Consider the following 14,971-nt stretch of genomic DNA (forward strand, 5'->3'; position numbering starts at 1 on the left):
AGCCGCGTGCGGGTGCTGGCCGGGAGGCCAGGGCGGAAGCCGCGCGGACTATGGCGTGCCAATGGATGGTTCGCCTCGAACGCGGCGGCCGGGGATCGCGCCCGACCGCCACGTTGCATACGTCTCTCAGAAGATGTGCTTGATGCCCAGCATCGTGCCGAACTGGTTCGCGCCCGGTTTCGGGTTGGAACCCGGCGAGCCGCCACTGACCGATGCCGCGAGCTGGCCGCCGTTGTCGATGAAGCCGGCGGTGGCATACACCGAGGTGCGCTTGCTGAACGAATACGTGCCGCGCAGCGCGTACAGCCAGGCCTTGTTGTCGCTGCCGTGGTAGTTCAGGTAGTAGACCTGGCCGGCCAGGTTGATCGCGGGCGTGATGTCATAGGACGCGCCGGCGTAGTACAAGTCGCTGATGCGGGTCGCGCTGCCGTCGTTGTCGCGGCGCAGCCAGCCGGCGCCGAGCTTGGTGCGCGCCAGGATCATGTAGCCGCCCACCGACAGGCGGTCGTCCTTCAGGTTGCTGTTGGTCAGGCCGGCGAACGCGCCCGGGCCGCCGCGCAGCGAGTCATACGCGGTGTGCACGCCCCACCAGTTGGTCGCGTACTGGATCATGGCGGACCATTCGCGGCAGGCCTTCTTGTCGGCGGGGTTCTCGCCGGCGCAGTTGGTGCCGCCGGGGCTCGGGCCGGCGTTGACCGCATCGCGGCCGAAGCTGTAGGTCGCGCCGAGGGTCAGGCCGCCGAAGGTGCCCTTGTACGAGATCGCGTTATCGGCGCGCGTGTTGGGCAGGTAGCTGTCGAGCGAGCCAGAACCGTACACGTTGGGACCGAGGATATCGCTGTCGAGCGTGGCCCAGAACAGCATGGTGTACTGGCGGCCGAACGACAGCTGGCCATATTGGTTCGACAGGCCCACCAGCGCCTGGCGGCCGAACAGGCGGCCGCCCTGGTTGGCGCTGCCCGTGTCGGGCGCGAAGCCCGACTCCAGCACGAAGATGCTCTTCAGTCCGCCGCCCAGGTCCTCGGTACCGCGCAGGCCCCAGCGCGAGGGGACGGTCGCGGTATTGTTGGGCACGCGCGTCAGGCCGTAGCCGTTGGCGCCGACGTTGCTCACATACTCGACACCGGTATCGACCACGCCGTACAGCGTGACCGACTGGGCCGAGGCCAGCAGGGGGGAGGCTGCGAGCAGGCCCGCAGCGATTCGTGCAAGTTTCATCTACCGTTTCCTTCTTTGTTCCGTCTTCTAATCGTTCTGGCTCGTCTGTCCTGTACGGCTGCTGCAAATCTCAAAATATGCATTTTCAGACGCTTTAACGTTTCATATATAAAACTACAAACAACCTAAGAAACGTTCAGCGAAATATAGCGGGGCTTTTCGCGAGGAGTGAGGAGGGTTATCCCTAGTGAGGCGGGAGTGCGACGTAGCCGCATAGCCGCAGGCCGCACACTGCTTGTGCACGCACGCGTGCACGGCAGTGATCCGGCAGTCATGAGGCTCTCGCACTGTGCGGCCCTATGTTTGGAATGAAAGGCGCGCCAGCAAAGACTTTGCAGACTGCCAGCCCGGCCACGCTCGCCGGCAGTAGGGCGAGAGGGGCGCATGCACCAACCAAGAGCCGCCACATCCAGCAGAAGACGGCCTATCGTTAACCCTGATCCTTTTGCGGCAGCCCAGCTTCTATAGTCATAAGGTTTCATTTGCAAACCTAAGTTTTATATATGGAACGAGATGACTATCAAGATTCGTGCCCGCCGGCGCAGGACATGCTGGCCGCACTAGACAGCGGGTTTGCGGAACGTGTCACGCAGGTCGGGAACGGCGCGCAGGTCGCCTATCGAAGCGGCGGCACCGCCGGCCCGGTGATCGTGCTGCTGCACGGCATCAGTTCCGGGGCAGCCTCATGGTTGCCTTGCGCCAGCCTGCTGGCCGCGCACGCGCGCGTGCTTGCATGGGATGCGCCTGGCTATGGCGATTCGACGCCGCTGGCGCAAGCGCAGCCGAAAGCCGCGGACTATGCGGCGCGCCTGCGGGAATGGCTGCGCACGCTCGGCCTGCGCCCGGACCTGATCGTCGGCCATTCGCTCGGCGCGCTGATGGCAGCTGCCTATGTGGCCGGCGCGGATGATGCCGGCCTGCCCGCGCAGCTGCTGCTGATGAGCGTGGCCCAGGGCTATGGCGGACCCGGCAAGGAAGACAAGGCGCGCGAAGTCGCGCGGCAACGGCTGGACGCGCTGGCATCGCTGGGCGTGGAAGGACTGGCCGAGCGCGGCCCGGGGCGACTGCTGAGCGAGAGCGCCGACGACGGCGCGCATGCGTGGGTGCGCTGGAACATGCGGCGCCTGCGCCCGGATGGCTATCGCCAGGCGGTGGCCATGCTGTGCGGGGACGATATCGATGCCTACCTGGCAAAGCGTCCCGCGGCAGTGCCCGTACAGATTGCCTGCGGCAGCCGGGACATCGTCACGACGCCGGTGGCCTGCGGCTTGCTGGCGGAGCGCTTCGGCCTGCCATTTACGCCGGTGCCGGATGCCGGCCACGCGTGCTACATCGACCAGGCTGCGGCGACGGCTCGTCTCATCCGCGGCGCCCTGCCCGCGGCTGCCCGCTAGTCCCTTCGTCCGCCGGGGCACGCCCCCCCGGCATCACTTTCCGCGTTTCGCGGGTTAACCCTAGTCAATTTTTGAATCATCGTTGTCTATAGTCGTACCTGTGTTCAATATCTAAACCAGTGTTTCATTAGTAAAACAAAGCGCAAGCGACCTGGCTCAGGCCGCAGCGTGATGAAACCGGTCCCCACGCAGGCAGACATGGAGAAAAGCGCAATGGATAGCCTCTCGTACAACCCCAACCTGGTGCCCTGGGAGCGTCCGGCCCCGAACAACGTCGCGGGCAAGGGCCACATCGAGCAGCCGGGCAAGGTTGCCAACATCGTGTGGCAGACCCGCGCCGACGCACCTTCGGCGTACGAGAACGCACTGGGCGACGCGCTTGAAGCCGCATTCGAAGGCGGCGCGCAATCGCCGGCGGACATCGTCCGTGCCTTCAATGCCACCAACTTCCTGTGCCTGGATGGCAAGACCTGGACCGAAGAGCGCTTCCTGGCCGAGATGCGCCGGCTGGGCGCCTGACCGCAGCCAGCCCGACTGAACAGCCCAGAGCCCGAGCGAGACAAACATGGAATCGAACAAGCAAGCCCGCGCCGAAGCCCGCCTGAACAGCGGCCTGCGCAACTACTGGTACCCGGTGGCCGCCTCGTGGGCGGTGACCCACGCCCCCATCGGCATCACCCGCCTGAGCCAGAACATCGTGCTGTGGCGCGACAACGCCGGCCAGGTGCACGCGCTGGAAGACCGCTGCCCGCACCGTGGCGCCCGCCTGTCGATGGGCTGGAATCTCGGCGACCGCGTCGCCTGCTGGTACCACGGCGTGGAAGTCGGCGGCGACGGCCAGGTCAAGAGCGTGCCGGCCGTGGACAGCTGCCCGCTGGAAGGCCGCACCTGCGTGCGCAGCTATCCGGTGCAGGAACAGGCTGGCGCCATCTTCCTGTGGTTCGGCGACCAGGCCCCGCAAGAGGGCGAGGGCAGCCCCGACGTGCTGCGCCTGCCCGAAGAGCTGGTCAGCGACGAGCACAGCAACTTCCTGTGCGTGGCGCACTGGGACTGCAACTACCGCTACGCCATCGACAACGTCATGGACCCGATGCACGGCGCCTACCTGCATGCCGTGTCGCACTCGATGGCCTGCGGCGAGAAGTCGGCCGTGATGCAGATCCGCGAAACCGAGCATGGCCTGATCTTCGAGAAGGTCGGCCAGCGCGGCGTGAACTTCGACTGGGTGGAATTCGGCGAGACCGGCACGCTGTGGCTGCGCCTGGCGATTCCGTATCGCGACAAGGTCGGCCCCGGCGGCCCGTTCGGCATCGTCGGCATGGCCACGCCGGTCGATGAAGACCACTGCATGGTGTTCTTCTGGCGTACCCGCCACGTGCAGGGCTGGCAGCGCGACGTCTGGCGCTTCCTGTATCGCAACCGCCTGGAGCAGCTGCACTGGGACGTGCTGGAGCAGGACCGCGTGGTGCTCGAATCGCTGGCGCCGCAGGCGCGCGACCACGAGATGCTGTACCAGCATGATGCTGGCATCACGCGTGTGCGCCGCCTGCTCAAGCGCCGCGCCGATCAGGAGATCGCCGACGAGCCGGTCGCCATGCTCAAGCCTGCCGGCGGGGTGGCAAGCCATGCCTGAGGCTACCAACAACGCTCTGCTGGCGGGGCGCAAGGTGCTGGTCACCGGCGCGGCGCGCGGACTGGGCCTGGCCTTCGTCAAGTCGCTGCTCGAAGCCGGCGCCACGGTCGCCATGGCCGACATCCTGGCCGACCGCCTGCAGCAGGAAGCTGATGCGCTGCGCGCACGCGGCTTCAAGGTGGTGGCGGTGCCGGTGGACCTGTCCGACCCCGCTTCGATCCAGTCTTGTGCCGACGTCGCCGTCAAGGGCCTGGGCGGCCTGGACGGCCTGGTCAACAACGCCGCCGTGACCGACTCCGGCGGCCGCGACGCCAGCGCCATCGACATCGCCACCTGGGACCGCGTGATGAACGTCAACGTGCGCGGCACCTGGCTGATGACCACCGCCTGCCTGCCGGCCCTGAAGGCCAGCGGCCGCGGCGCGGTCATCAACCTGGCGTCCGACACGCCGCTGTGGGGCGCGCCCAACCTGCTGGCCTATGTGGCAAGCAAGAGCGCCATCATCGGCATGACCCGCTCGCTGGCGCGCGAACTCGGCCGCGACCAGATCACCGTCAACGCAGTGGCGCCGGGCCTGACGCTGGTGGAAGCCACCGAATACGTGCCGCAGCACCGGCACGACCTGTATCGCGAGCAGCGCGCCATCCAGCGCGAACAACTGCCCGACGATGTCTGCGGCGCGGTGCTGTTTGCGCTGTCCGATCTTGCCCGCTTCGTGACTGGCCAGACCCTGGCCGTCAACGGCGGCTTTGTCATGCACTGATCCACTGATCCACTGATCCACTGAAACAGAAGGAATCCAAATGAGCGATCTGTCTCAAGCAGCAAACATCAAGCGTTCCTGGGACCAACCGGAAGGCGCCTCGTTCGACCAGTGGATGGAAAGCCGCGTCGCGCGCTTCTCCACGCGCAAGTACGACTGGGACGCGCTGAAGTTCCAGGCCGACTACGACCCGAAGTACCGCCGCGCGCAGATGCGTTACCTGGGCACCGGCGGCACCGGCGTGGCTGCCGACACCAACACCGTGCCGTCGGAGCACTTCACGTTCTCGACCATGATCATCCCCGCCGGCCATGAAGGCCCGTCGCACATCCACACCGACGTGGAAGAGGTGTTCTTCGTCATGCGCGGCAAGATCAAGCTGATCCTGGAAAAGGACGGCGAGCGCTTCGAGACCATCCTGACCGACCGCGACCTGGTCTCGGTGCCGCCCGGCGTGTACCGCGAGGAAATCAACATCGGCGAGGAAGACGCGCTGATGTGCGTGATGCTGGGCGCCCAGAAGCCCATCACGCCGACGTACCCGCCCGAGCACCCGCTGTCGAAGATCAAGCGCTGATGCGCGCGCCCGCCCGCACTTCGCGCCATCACCAGGTACCCAGGCCATGACCGCCCTGCCGTCCGCCAACGCCACGCAATCCGCCGCCGAGTTCCCGGACAAGTACATCGTCCCGGGCCTCGAGCGCGGCCTGCGCCTGCTCGGCGAGTTCAACAGCAAGGACCGCGCGATCTCGGCGGCCGAGCTGGCGCGTCGGCTGAAGGTGCCGCGCTCGACGGTGTTCCGCCTGCTGACCACGCTCGAGATGCTCGGCTTTGTCGAGCGCGCCGACGGCGGCCGGGACTTCCGCCTGGGCATGGCCGTGCTGCGGCTGGGCTTCGAATACCTGGCGTCGCTGGAGCTGACCGAGCTGGGCCGCCCGCTGCTGGAGCGCCTGCGCGACGAGATCGGCTATCCGACCAACCTGGTAGTGCGCGACGGCCGTTCGATCGTGTACGTGGCCAAGGCGGTGTCGCCGCGCCCGTTCGCGAGCACCGTGAATGTCGGCACGCGGCTGCCCGCGCATGCCACCGTGCTCGGCCGCGTGCTGCTCGAAGACCTGTCGCTCGACGAACTGCGCGCGCTGTACCCCGAGCCGCAGCTCGAAGCCTTCTCCGAGCGCACGCCGGTCAGCGTCGAAGCGCTGTACGAACTCGTGCAGCACGACCGCGAGCGCGGCTACGTGCTGCACGAGGGCTTCTTCGAGTCGAGCATCTCCACCATCGCCGCACCGGTGCGCGACCGCACCCGCAAGGTGGTGGCGGCGCTGGGCGCGACCATTCCGGCCGCGCACATCGATCCGGCGCAGCTCGATTCGATGTTGGAAAAAGTGCGGGACACCGCGGCCGAGCTGTCGCGCCTGCTGGACTACCGGCCGTCGCTGAAAGGCACTGGCGGCAAGGTCGTGAATCTGTATCGGGAGTGAGGACAATGTCCATGATTGAACTCGACGGCAAGGTTGCCGTCGTCACAGGCGGGTCCTCCGGCATCGGGCTGGCCACCGTCGAACTGCTGCTCGAAGCGGGCGCCGCCGTGGCCATGTGCGGCCGCGACGAAGCGCGCCTGCGCAGCGCCGAAGCGAAGCTGCGCGAGACCTTCCCCGGTTGCCGGCTCTATGCCGCCACCTGCGACGTGCTGAAGCCCGAACAGGTCGCCGCATTCGCCGCCGAAGTGCAGGCGACGCTGGGCAACGTCGACATGCTGGTCAACAACGCCGGCCAGGGCCGCGTCTCGACCTTCGCAAATACCGAAGATGCAGCCTGGATGGAAGAGCTGCAGCTCAAGTTCTTCTCGGTGATCCACCCGACGCGCGCCTTCCTGCCGCAACTCGAACAATCGGGGCAGGGCGCCATTGTCTGCGTCAACTCGCTGCTCGCGCAGCAGCCCGAGCCGCACATGGTGGCGACCTCCGCCGCGCGCGCCGGCGTGCTGAACCTGGTGCGCTCGATGGCCACCGAGTTCGCGCCCAAGGGCGTGCGCGTCAACGGCATCCTGATCGGGCTGGTCGAATCGGGCCAGTGGCGCCGCCGCTTCGAGGCGCGCCCCGAAGCAGACCAACACCTGGACTGGGCCGCGTGGACCGCGCGCCTGGCCCAGCAGAAACATATTCCACTCGGCCGCCTGGGCCTGCCCGTCGAGGCAGCCCGCGCCATCCTGTTCCTTGCCTCGCCGTTGTCTTCGTACACCACGGGCAGCCATATTGATATCTCCGGAGGACACTCCCGTCATGCCTAACCAACAACAGTACGAACAACAGCAAGTCACCGTGGGCTGCGCCATCACGGCCTTTCTCGAACAGTGCGGCGTCAAGGCTGCCTTTGGCGTGATCTCGATCCACAACATGCCGATCCTCGACGCCATGGGCGAGCGCGGCAACATCCGCTTCGTGCCGGCGCGCGGCGAAGCGGGCGGCACCAATATGGCCGACGCCTGCGCCCGCACCACGGGCGGCCTGGGCGTGTGCCTGACCAGCACCGGCACCGCCGCCGGCAATGCCGCGGGCGCCATGGTCGAAGCCCTGACCGCCGGCACGCCGATGCTGCACATCACCGGCCAGATCGAAACGCCGTACCTCGACCAGAGCCTTGCATATATCCACGAGGCCCCGGACCAGCTCACCATGCTGAAGGCCGTGTCCAAGGCCGCCTTCCGCGTGCGCAGCGCCGACACCGCGATCAGCACGATCAAGCTGGCCGTGCAGACCGCGCTGACGGCGCCGACAGGTCCGGTCAGCGTGGAGATCCCCATCGACATCCAGGCCGCGCTGATCGACATGCCGGCCGACCTCAAGCCGCTGCCGGTGCCGCAACACCAGCCGTCGGCCCACGCGCTGGACGCGCTGGCCGAGCGCCTGGCCAAGGCCAAGCGTCCGATGCTGTGGCTCGGTGGTGGCGCACGCCACGCCAGCAAGCAGGTCAAGCGCTTGCTCGACCTGGGCTTCGGCGTCGTCACCAGCACGCAAGGCCGCGGCATCGTCGCGGAAGACGATCCGCGCTCGCTGGGCGCCTACAACCTGCACAAGCCGGTGGAGTCGTTCTACCAGACGTGCGACGCCATGCTGGTGGTCGGCTCGCGCCTGCGCGGCAATGAAACGCTGAAGTACGAACTGAAGCTGCCGCGTCCGCTGCTGCGCATCGACGCCGATCCGGCCTCGGAAGGCCGCTGCTACCAGAGCGACTACTTTGTCAGCGGCGACGCCGCGCTGGCGCTGGACGCGCTGGCCGACCGCCTGGAAGGCCGCATGCAGATCGACCCGGCCTTTGCCGGCGACCTGCGCCGCGCTCACGACACCGCGGTGAACGCGCTGGTCGATGGCCTGGGCCCGTACGCGGCACTGGTGCAGGCGCTGCAGCAGGCGGTGGGCCGCAACTTCAACTGGGTGCGCGACGTGACCGTGTCGAACAGCACCTGGGGCAACCGCCATCTGCAGATTTTCGACTCGCGTGCCGGCGTGCATGCGCTCGGCGGCGGCATCGGCCAGGGCCTGGCCATGGGTATCGGCGCCGCAGTGGGCGCGGCTGCCACGGCTTCGGGCAAGAAGACCTTCACGCTGGCCGGCGACGGCGGCTTCATCCTGAACCTGGGCGAGCTGGCCACCGCCGTGCAGGAGCGCGCCGACATGGTCATCGTGCTGATGAACGACAAGGGCTATGGCGTGATCAAGAACATCCAGGACGCGCAGTACGGCGGCCGCCGCCACTATGTCGACCTGCACACGCCCGACTATGCGCAGCTGTGCCAGTCGCTGTCGCTGCGCCACCGCCGCGTCAGCAGCCTGGACGACGTCGGCGCCGCGCTGCAGGAAGCCACGGCCGAAGCCGGTCCGTTCCTGCTGGAGATCGACATGCTGTCGATCGGCAGCTTCAAGACCGTGTTCGCCGGCCCGCCGGTGAACAAGCAGGCGCCGATTGCCGCGCCGGCAACCACCGCCACGACCGCCTGAAGGGAGATGTCCATGCTGCATGTGTCCATGGTGGGATGCGGCGCGATCGGCCGCGGCGTGCTGGAACTGCTGAAGTCGGATCCGGATGTCGCGTTCGACGTGGTGATCGTGCCGGAAGGCCAGATGGATGAGGCACGCGGCGCGCTGTCGGCGCTGGTGCCGAACGTTCGCGTGGCGACGCATCTGGTCGACGGTGACCAGCGTCCCGACCTGCTGGTCGAGTGCGCGGGCCACCAGGCGCTGGAAGAGCACGTCGTGCCGGCACTGGAACGTGGCATCCCGTGCATGGTGGTGTCGGTCGGCGCGCTGTCCGAGCCCGGCATGGCCGAGCGCCTGGAAGCGGCCGCCCGCCGCGGCAAGACGCAGGTGCAACTGCTGTCCGGCGCGATCGGCGCCATCGACGCGCTGGCCGCGGCGCGCGTGGGCGGCCTCGACGAGGTCATCTACACCGGCCGCAAGCCGGCCCGTGCCTGGACCGGCACGCCGGCTGCGGAACTGTTCGACCTCGATGCGCTGACCGAGCCCACGGTGATCTTCGAAGGCACCGCGCGCGACGCGGCCCGCCTGTACCCGAAGAACGCCAATGTGGCGGCCACGGTGTCGCTGGCCGGCCTCGGGCTGGACCGCACCTCGGTGCGGCTGCTGGCCGACCCGGACGCTGTCGAGAACGTCCACCACGTGGAAGCGCGCGGCGCGTTCGGCGGCTTCGAGCTGACCATGCGCGGCAAGCCGCTCGCGGCCAACCCCAAGACTTCGGCGCTGACGGTGTTCAGCGTGGTGCGCGCGCTGGGCAACCGGGCGCACGCGGTATCGATCTAGCAGGCAGCGGCCGGCCCCCACAGACCAAGCAGGCAACCACAATGAAGACGCAAGAAGTACTCCCCATCTGTATCGCAGGCGAATGGCGCCTGGGGACCGGCGACCGCTACGCGACGCGCTACCCGGCCACCGGCGAAGTGGTGGCCGAACTCAACGCCGCGAGCCTCGCGGACGTGGAAGAAGCGGTGCAGGGCGCGCAGCGCGCGTTCGAGACCAGCGGCTGGGCCCGGCGCAAGCCGCACGAGCGCGCCGCCGTGCTGTACCGCGTGGCCGAGCTGATCCGCGCGCAGGCTGAGCCGCTCGCGCAGCGCCAGCGCCTCGACAACGGCAAGCCCATCAGCGAAACCCGCGCGCTGGTCGCCAGCGCCGCCAGCACCTTCCAGTTCTTCGCCGCCGCCTGCGAAACGCTGGAAGAGCAGATCACCCCGCAGCGCGGCGACTGCCTGACCATGAGCGTCTACGAGCCCATGGGCGTGGTGGCCGCGATCACGCCGTGGAATTCGCCGATCGCCAGCGAAGCGCAGAAGATGGCGCCCGCCCTGGCCGCCGGCAACGCCGTGGTGGTCAAGCCCGCCGAAGTGACGCCGCTGATGGCGCTGGAACTGGCGCGCATCTGCGAGGAAGCGGGCGTGCCCAAGGGGCTGATCAGTGTGCTTCCGGGCAAGGGCTCGGTGATCGGTGACGCCATCACCAAGCATCCGCTGGTGCGCCGCGTGTCGTTCACGGGCGGCACCACCACCGGCAAGCACATCGCGCATATCGCGGCCGACAAGATGATGCCGGTGTCGCTGGAACTGGGCGGCAAGTCGCCGACCATGGTGTTCGACGACGCCGACCTGGACCACGCGGTGAACGGCGTGCTGTACGGCATCTTCAGCTCGTCGGGCGAATCGTGCATCGCGGGTTCGCGCCTGTTCGTGGCGCGCTCGCAGTACGAGCCGTTCATCGAGCGCCTGGCTGCCGGTGCCGCGCACCTGCGCGTAGGCGACCCGGCTGACGAACGCACGCAGATGGGCCCGCTTATCACTGATCGCCACCGCGACTCGATCGAGTCCTATGTCGCCATGGGCGTGCAGGACGGCGGCCAGCTTCGCACCGGCGGCCTGCGCCCGGACGTCGCGGGCCTGCCCAACGGCTACTTCTATACGCCGACCATCATCGAGGGCCTGGACAACCACGCCCGCATCGCCCAGGAAGAAATCTTCGGGCCGGTGCTGGTGGCCATCCCGTTCGATGACGAGGACGATCTGATCGAACAGGCCAACGACAGCGTCTACGCGCTGGCGGCCGGCATCTGGACGCGCGACTACAAGCGCGCCTGGCGCGTGGCACGCGCCGTGCAAGCCGGCAACGTGTGGATCAACACCTACAAGCAGTTTTCCATTTCTACCCCGTTCGGCGGCTGGCGCGACAGTGGCCTCGGGCGCGAGAAGGGAAGGCTGGGCATCCTGCAGTACATGGAGCAGAAAAGCGTGTACTGGGGCCTGAACGAACAACCGCTGCCGTGGGCCAACTGAGCCCGGCACGCTGGAGAGAACCATGATCAAGGTATTGGGAATCGACGAGATCGTCTACGGCGCGGATGACTTCGACGCCTGCCGCGGCTTTTTCGGCGACTGGGGCCTGACCATCAAGCGCGACGACGCGCAGGGCCTGGATTTCGAAACGCTCAACGGCTGCCGCGTGCTGGTGCGCCGCATCGACGACGCCACGCTGCCGCCTGCCATCGAGGCCGGCCCGACGCTGCGCGAAGTGGTGTGGGGCGTGGACAACGAAACGTCGCTGGCGGGAATTCGCGATCGCATTGGCAAGGAGCCGACGTTCGTGTCGCTGGACAACGGCGCACGAATCGGCTGCACCGACCCGAACGGCTTGGCCGTACGCTTCCAGGTGACGCGCAAGCACGACGTGCAGGTTGAATGCGCGCTGATGAACACGTGGAACGACAAGCCGCGCCTGAACCAGCCCAGCCCGATCTACGAACGCGCCATCCCCATCGAAGTGGGCCACGTCGTCTTCTTCGTCAAGGACGTGAAGGTCACCGAGCGCTTCTACGTGGAGAAGTTCGGCTTCGTGCCGTCCGACCGCTACCCGGACCGCGGCGCCTTCCTGCGCTGCGCGGCCGAGGGCGGCCACCATGACCTGTTCCTGCTGCAGTTGCCGGAGCCGAAGGCGGGCATCAACCATGTCGCCTTCACCGTGCGCGACCTGCACGAAGTCTTTGGCGGCGGCATGCATATGTCGCGCAAGGGCTGGGACACGCAGCTCGGCCCGGGCCGCCACCCGATCTCGTCGGCTTATTTCTGGTACTTCAAGAATCCGGCCGGCGGCCTGATCGAGTACTACGCCGACGAGGACCAGCTCGACGAACACTGGGAGCCGCGCGCGTTCGAGCCGGGCCCGACCGTGTTCGCCGAATGGGCGATCGAAGGCGGCATCGACGGCAATACCCGCCGCCAGAAGAATGCCGGCGGTCCGGCAGGCAAGTTCCTGACCGAGAAGCGCTGAGCCCCGGCGCACGACCACGCAAGTTCAGTACCGCGCCCGCGTAGTCCACGGCGCGCGATGGAAACAGAAGGAAGAGACATGAGTGCCCACAAGACCCTGACGATGCGAGTCCAGGCCATGCGCTACGAAGCGCGCGGCATTGTCAGCCTCGAGCTGCAAGATCCCGACGGGGCCGCGTTGCCCGAATACGGTCCGGGCGCCCATATCGACCTGCACCTCGGCAACGGCCTGGTGCGCAGCTACTCGCTGTGCGGCGCGCCGGAAATCCGTGACCGCTATACGGTCGGCGTGCTGCTGGATCGCAACAGCCGTGGCGGTTCGCGCTTCGTGCACGAGCAGCTGCGTGTGGGTGCGACGCTGACCATCAGCGCGCCGCGCAACAACTTCGAGCTCGATGAAAGCGCCGCGCATACCGTGCTGGTGGCCGGCGGCATCGGCGTCACGCCGATTGTCTGCATGGCGCGCCGGCTGGCCGAGCTTGGCCGTCCGTTCACGCTGCTGTACTGCGCGCGCACGCGCGCCGAGGCGGCGTTCACCGAATCGCTGTCGGCCTACGGCGACGCCGTGCGTTTCCACTTCGACGACGAGGCCGGCGCACCGCCCGACCTGAACGCCATGCTGGCCGGTCAGGACGCGCAGACGCATCTGTACTGCTGCGGCCCGGGCCCGATGCTCAATGCGTTCGAAGCCGCGTGCGAGGCGCATGGCTATCCGAACGTCCATATCGAGCGCTTCGCCGCCGATCCGTCGACCGAGGCGGTGCAGGAAGGGGAGTACGTGGTCCAGCTGGCGCGCACGGGCTCGCTCGTCAAGGTGCCGTCGGGCAAGTCGCTGCTCGATGCACTGCTCGATGCCGGCCTGGACGTCGAGCATAGCTGCCGCGAAGGCGTGTGCGGCTCCTGCGAGACCGCCGTGCTGGAAGGCTGCCCCGACCATCGCGACAGCGTGCTCAGCAACAGCGAGCGCGCGTCCAACAAGACCATGATGGTCTGTGTATCCGGTTGCAAGGGCAGCCGGCTGGTGCTGGACCTGTAGGTCCACGCGCCCGACGGCGGGGCCTGCCGGCCTCGCCGGCGCTTCACCGTGCGCCTGCGAGCGCAACCGAAGCCCTTCGTGCCGCGGCGCGATGGCTGACTGCCCCCGAAAGCATTAGAAGAGAAGCACCGTGCTGACACAGAGACAAGACACCGCGTCCCCCGGCGCGCAGATGGCGGCCAGCGCCAGTATCGTGACTGCGGCCGAAGGGGCCGCCGGCATTGCCGACAGCCGCAGCGCCAGCGCCGCCGGCGGTATCACACGGGGCAACATCATCGCCCGTATCGAGCGCATGCCGGGCAATGCCATGCATATCCGCGCCCGGCTGCTGATCGGCCTGGCGACGTTCTTCGATGGCTTCGATGTCATCGCCATCGCCGCCACGCTGCCGCTGCTGATCGCCAAGTGGTCGCTCACGCCGGGCCAGATCGGCTTCCTGATCGCGGCACCGTCGGTGGGACAGCTTGTCGGCGCGCTGGTGTTCCCGGCGCTGGCCGAGCGCTTCGGCCGGCTGCGATCCATCGGCTGGAGCGCGGGCATCATCGGCCTGATGAGCATTGCGTGCGGCTTCGCGCCGTCGTTCGAGATCTTCGCGCTGCTGCGTATCGTGCAGGGGCTGGGCCTTGGCGGGGAGCTGCCGGTGGCGGCCACCTACATCAACGAAGTCACGCGCGCGCATGGCCGCGGCCGCTTCGTGCTGCTGTACGAGGTGGTGTTCCCGATTGGCCTGATGGTCTCCAACGGGGTGGGTGCCTGGCTGGTGCCGCACTACGGCTGGGAGGTGATGTACTTCCTCGGCGGCGTGCCGCTGGTGCTGTTCTTCATCCTGCGCCGCGTGATTCCCGAATCGCCGCGCTGGCTCGCGGAGAAGGGCCGCATGGCCGAAGCCGACAGCGCGCTGCGCGCGTTCGAAGCGCGCGCTCGTACCCCGCTGCCGCCGCCGGGGGATACCAGCGCCTATGACGCCATGACGCATCATCCGCGCCGCCGCGTGCGTGACCTGGTGAGCAAGGCCTACATCGGCCGGACGCTGGCGGTATGGATGCTGTGGGCGACCTGCGGGTTCATCCAGTATGGGCTCTCGACCTGGCTGCCCACGGTGTACAAGACCGTGTATCACGCGCCGCTGCAGCTCGCGCTGAATCTTGCTGCGGGGGCTTCTGTCCTGGGCGTGGTGGGTTCGCTGGTCTGCGCGATGATCGTCGACAAGGTGGGCCGCAAGCCTGTGATCAACGTATCGTTCCTGCTGTGTGCGTTGTCGCTGGTGCTGGCCGGGGTGTTCCACGCATCGACGGTCTATGTCGTGGCGACGCTCTGTGCGCTGGCCATGGGCTTTCTGGCCAGCGGATTCATTACGGCCTACGTCTATACGCCGGAGCTGTACCCCACCAGCGTGCGGGCCATGGGGTGTGGGCTTGGCGGTGCCTGGCTCAAGCTGGCTGCCATTTTTGCGCCTTCACTGATCGCCGGCACCATCGGCAGCGGCAATCTCAGCAGTGCGTTCCTTGCGCTGGCCGCGGTGCCGTTCCTGGCGGCGATCACCGTGCATTTCCTGGGGATCGAGACCAAGGGGCAGGTGTTGGAGGAGCTGGAGGTCTGAGTT

General features: G+C 67.6%; 14 protein-coding genes. 13 read left to right on the forward strand and 1 reads right to left on the reverse strand.

Annotated features, from left to right (window positions below):
* Positions 1–126: 126 nt before the first annotated feature.
* The gene (locus AC3FNH_RS17705; protein ID WP_488721010.1) at positions 127–1,218 is read right to left on the reverse strand and encodes a porin; all 1,092 of its coding nucleotides are present in this window, start codon (positions 1,216–1,218) and stop codon (positions 127–129) included.
* A gap of 548 nt (positions 1,219–1,766) precedes the next feature.
* Between AC3FNH_RS17705 and AC3FNH_RS17710 the strand changes: the two genes are divergently transcribed.
* The 13 genes from AC3FNH_RS17710 (at position 1,767) to AC3FNH_RS17770 (ending at position 14,968) form a co-directional block, all read left to right on the forward strand.
* The gene (locus AC3FNH_RS17710) at positions 1,767–2,612 is read left to right on the forward strand and encodes an alpha/beta fold hydrolase (protein ID WP_276103132.1); all 846 of its coding nucleotides are present in this window, start codon (positions 1,767–1,769) and stop codon (positions 2,610–2,612) included.
* Positions 2,613–2,825: 213 nt separating this feature from the next.
* Positions 2,826–3,131, forward strand: a complete 306-nt coding sequence (locus AC3FNH_RS17715; RefSeq protein WP_276103133.1) for a recombinase-like helix-turn-helix domain-containing protein — start codon at positions 2,826–2,828, stop codon at positions 3,129–3,131.
* A 46-nt stretch (positions 3,132–3,177) separates the two neighbouring features.
* A complete protein-coding gene (locus AC3FNH_RS17720) occupies positions 3,178–4,245 on the forward strand; it encodes an aromatic ring-hydroxylating dioxygenase subunit alpha (protein ID WP_276103134.1) in 1,068 nt (355 codons plus the stop codon).
* Positions 4,238–5,008, forward strand: a complete 771-nt coding sequence (locus AC3FNH_RS17725) for an SDR family oxidoreductase (RefSeq protein ID WP_488721011.1) — start codon at positions 4,238–4,240, stop codon at positions 5,006–5,008. Before AC3FNH_RS17720 ends, AC3FNH_RS17725 begins: the two co-directional genes overlap by 8 nt.
* Positions 5,009–5,048: 40 nt before the next feature.
* A complete protein-coding gene (locus AC3FNH_RS17730; protein ID WP_276103136.1) occupies positions 5,049–5,585 on the forward strand; it encodes a cupin domain-containing protein in 537 nt (178 codons plus the stop codon).
* Positions 5,586–5,631: 46 nt separating this feature from the next.
* Entirely contained in the window at positions 5,632–6,489 is an 858-nt protein-coding gene (locus tag AC3FNH_RS17735) for an IclR family transcriptional regulator (protein ID WP_276103137.1), read from the forward strand.
* A gap of 5 nt (positions 6,490–6,494) precedes the next feature.
* Positions 6,495–7,298 (forward strand): SDR family oxidoreductase, encoded by an 804-nt coding sequence (locus tag AC3FNH_RS17740; protein WP_488721012.1) that lies wholly within the window; start codon positions 6,495–6,497, stop codon positions 7,296–7,298.
* Positions 7,291–9,006 (forward strand): thiamine pyrophosphate-binding protein, encoded by a 1,716-nt coding sequence (locus AC3FNH_RS17745; protein ID WP_276103139.1) that lies wholly within the window; start codon positions 7,291–7,293, stop codon positions 9,004–9,006. The genes AC3FNH_RS17740 and AC3FNH_RS17745 overlap by 8 nt, the downstream gene beginning before the upstream one ends.
* Before the next feature lie 12 nt (positions 9,007–9,018).
* Positions 9,019–9,825, forward strand: coding sequence for an aspartate dehydrogenase (locus AC3FNH_RS17750; RefSeq protein WP_488721013.1), 807 nt, complete (start codon positions 9,019–9,021; stop codon positions 9,823–9,825).
* Positions 9,826–9,866: 41 nt separating this feature from the next.
* Positions 9,867–11,342, forward strand: a complete 1,476-nt coding sequence (locus AC3FNH_RS17755; protein WP_488721014.1) for an aldehyde dehydrogenase — start codon at positions 9,867–9,869, stop codon at positions 11,340–11,342.
* Between the two features lie 22 nt (positions 11,343–11,364).
* A complete protein-coding gene (locus AC3FNH_RS17760) occupies positions 11,365–12,333 on the forward strand; it encodes a VOC family protein (protein WP_488721015.1) in 969 nt (322 codons plus the stop codon).
* A 78-nt stretch (positions 12,334–12,411) separates the two neighbouring features.
* Positions 12,412–13,368 carry a PDR/VanB family oxidoreductase gene (locus AC3FNH_RS17765; RefSeq protein WP_488721016.1) on the forward strand — a complete coding sequence of 319 codons (957 nt, stop codon included), beginning with the start codon at positions 12,412–12,414 and terminating at the stop codon, positions 13,366–13,368.
* A 172-nt stretch (positions 13,369–13,540) separates the two neighbouring features.
* Entirely contained in the window at positions 13,541–14,968 is a 1,428-nt protein-coding gene (locus AC3FNH_RS17770; protein ID WP_488721074.1) for an MFS transporter, read from the forward strand.
* Positions 14,969–14,971 lie beyond the last annotated feature (3 nt).

Source organism: Cupriavidus sp. 22TCCZM01-5 (genome assembly GCF_057798915.1).

What these genes read in the sequence shown, in the direction of transcription:
- AC3FNH_RS17725 (WP_488721011.1), top strand. Translation starts at nt 4,238, where the DNA reads ATGCCTGAGGCTACCAACAACGCTCTGCTGGCGGGGCGCAAGGTGCTG.
- AC3FNH_RS17720 (WP_276103134.1), top strand. Translation starts at nt 3,178, where the DNA reads ATGGAATCGAACAAGCAAGCCCGCGCCGAAGCCCGCCTGAACAGCGGC.
- AC3FNH_RS17735 (WP_276103137.1), top strand. Translation starts at nt 5,632, where the DNA reads ATGACCGCCCTGCCGTCCGCCAACGCCACGCAATCCGCCGCCGAGTTC.
- AC3FNH_RS17730 (WP_276103136.1), top strand. Translation starts at nt 5,049, where the DNA reads ATGAGCGATCTGTCTCAAGCAGCAAACATCAAGCGTTCCTGGGACCAA.
- AC3FNH_RS17740 (WP_488721012.1), top strand. Translation starts at nt 6,495, where the DNA reads ATGTCCATGATTGAACTCGACGGCAAGGTTGCCGTCGTCACAGGCGGG.
- AC3FNH_RS17755 (WP_488721014.1), top strand. Translation starts at nt 9,867, where the DNA reads ATGAAGACGCAAGAAGTACTCCCCATCTGTATCGCAGGCGAATGGCGC.
- AC3FNH_RS17705 (WP_488721010.1), bottom strand. Translation starts at nt 1,218, where the DNA reads ATGAAACTTGCACGAATCGCTGCGGGCCTGCTCGCAGCCTCCCCCCTG.
- AC3FNH_RS17715 (WP_276103133.1), top strand. Translation starts at nt 2,826, where the DNA reads ATGGATAGCCTCTCGTACAACCCCAACCTGGTGCCCTGGGAGCGTCCG.
- AC3FNH_RS17765 (WP_488721016.1), top strand. Translation starts at nt 12,412, where the DNA reads ATGAGTGCCCACAAGACCCTGACGATGCGAGTCCAGGCCATGCGCTAC.
- AC3FNH_RS17760 (WP_488721015.1), top strand. Translation starts at nt 11,365, where the DNA reads ATGATCAAGGTATTGGGAATCGACGAGATCGTCTACGGCGCGGATGAC.
- AC3FNH_RS17770 (WP_488721074.1), top strand. Translation starts at nt 13,541, where the DNA reads ATGGCGGCCAGCGCCAGTATCGTGACTGCGGCCGAAGGGGCCGCCGGC.
- AC3FNH_RS17745 (WP_276103139.1), top strand. Translation starts at nt 7,291, where the DNA reads ATGCCTAACCAACAACAGTACGAACAACAGCAAGTCACCGTGGGCTGC.
- AC3FNH_RS17710 (WP_276103132.1), top strand. Translation starts at nt 1,767, where the DNA reads ATGCTGGCCGCACTAGACAGCGGGTTTGCGGAACGTGTCACGCAGGTC.
- AC3FNH_RS17750 (WP_488721013.1), top strand. Translation starts at nt 9,019, where the DNA reads ATGCTGCATGTGTCCATGGTGGGATGCGGCGCGATCGGCCGCGGCGTG.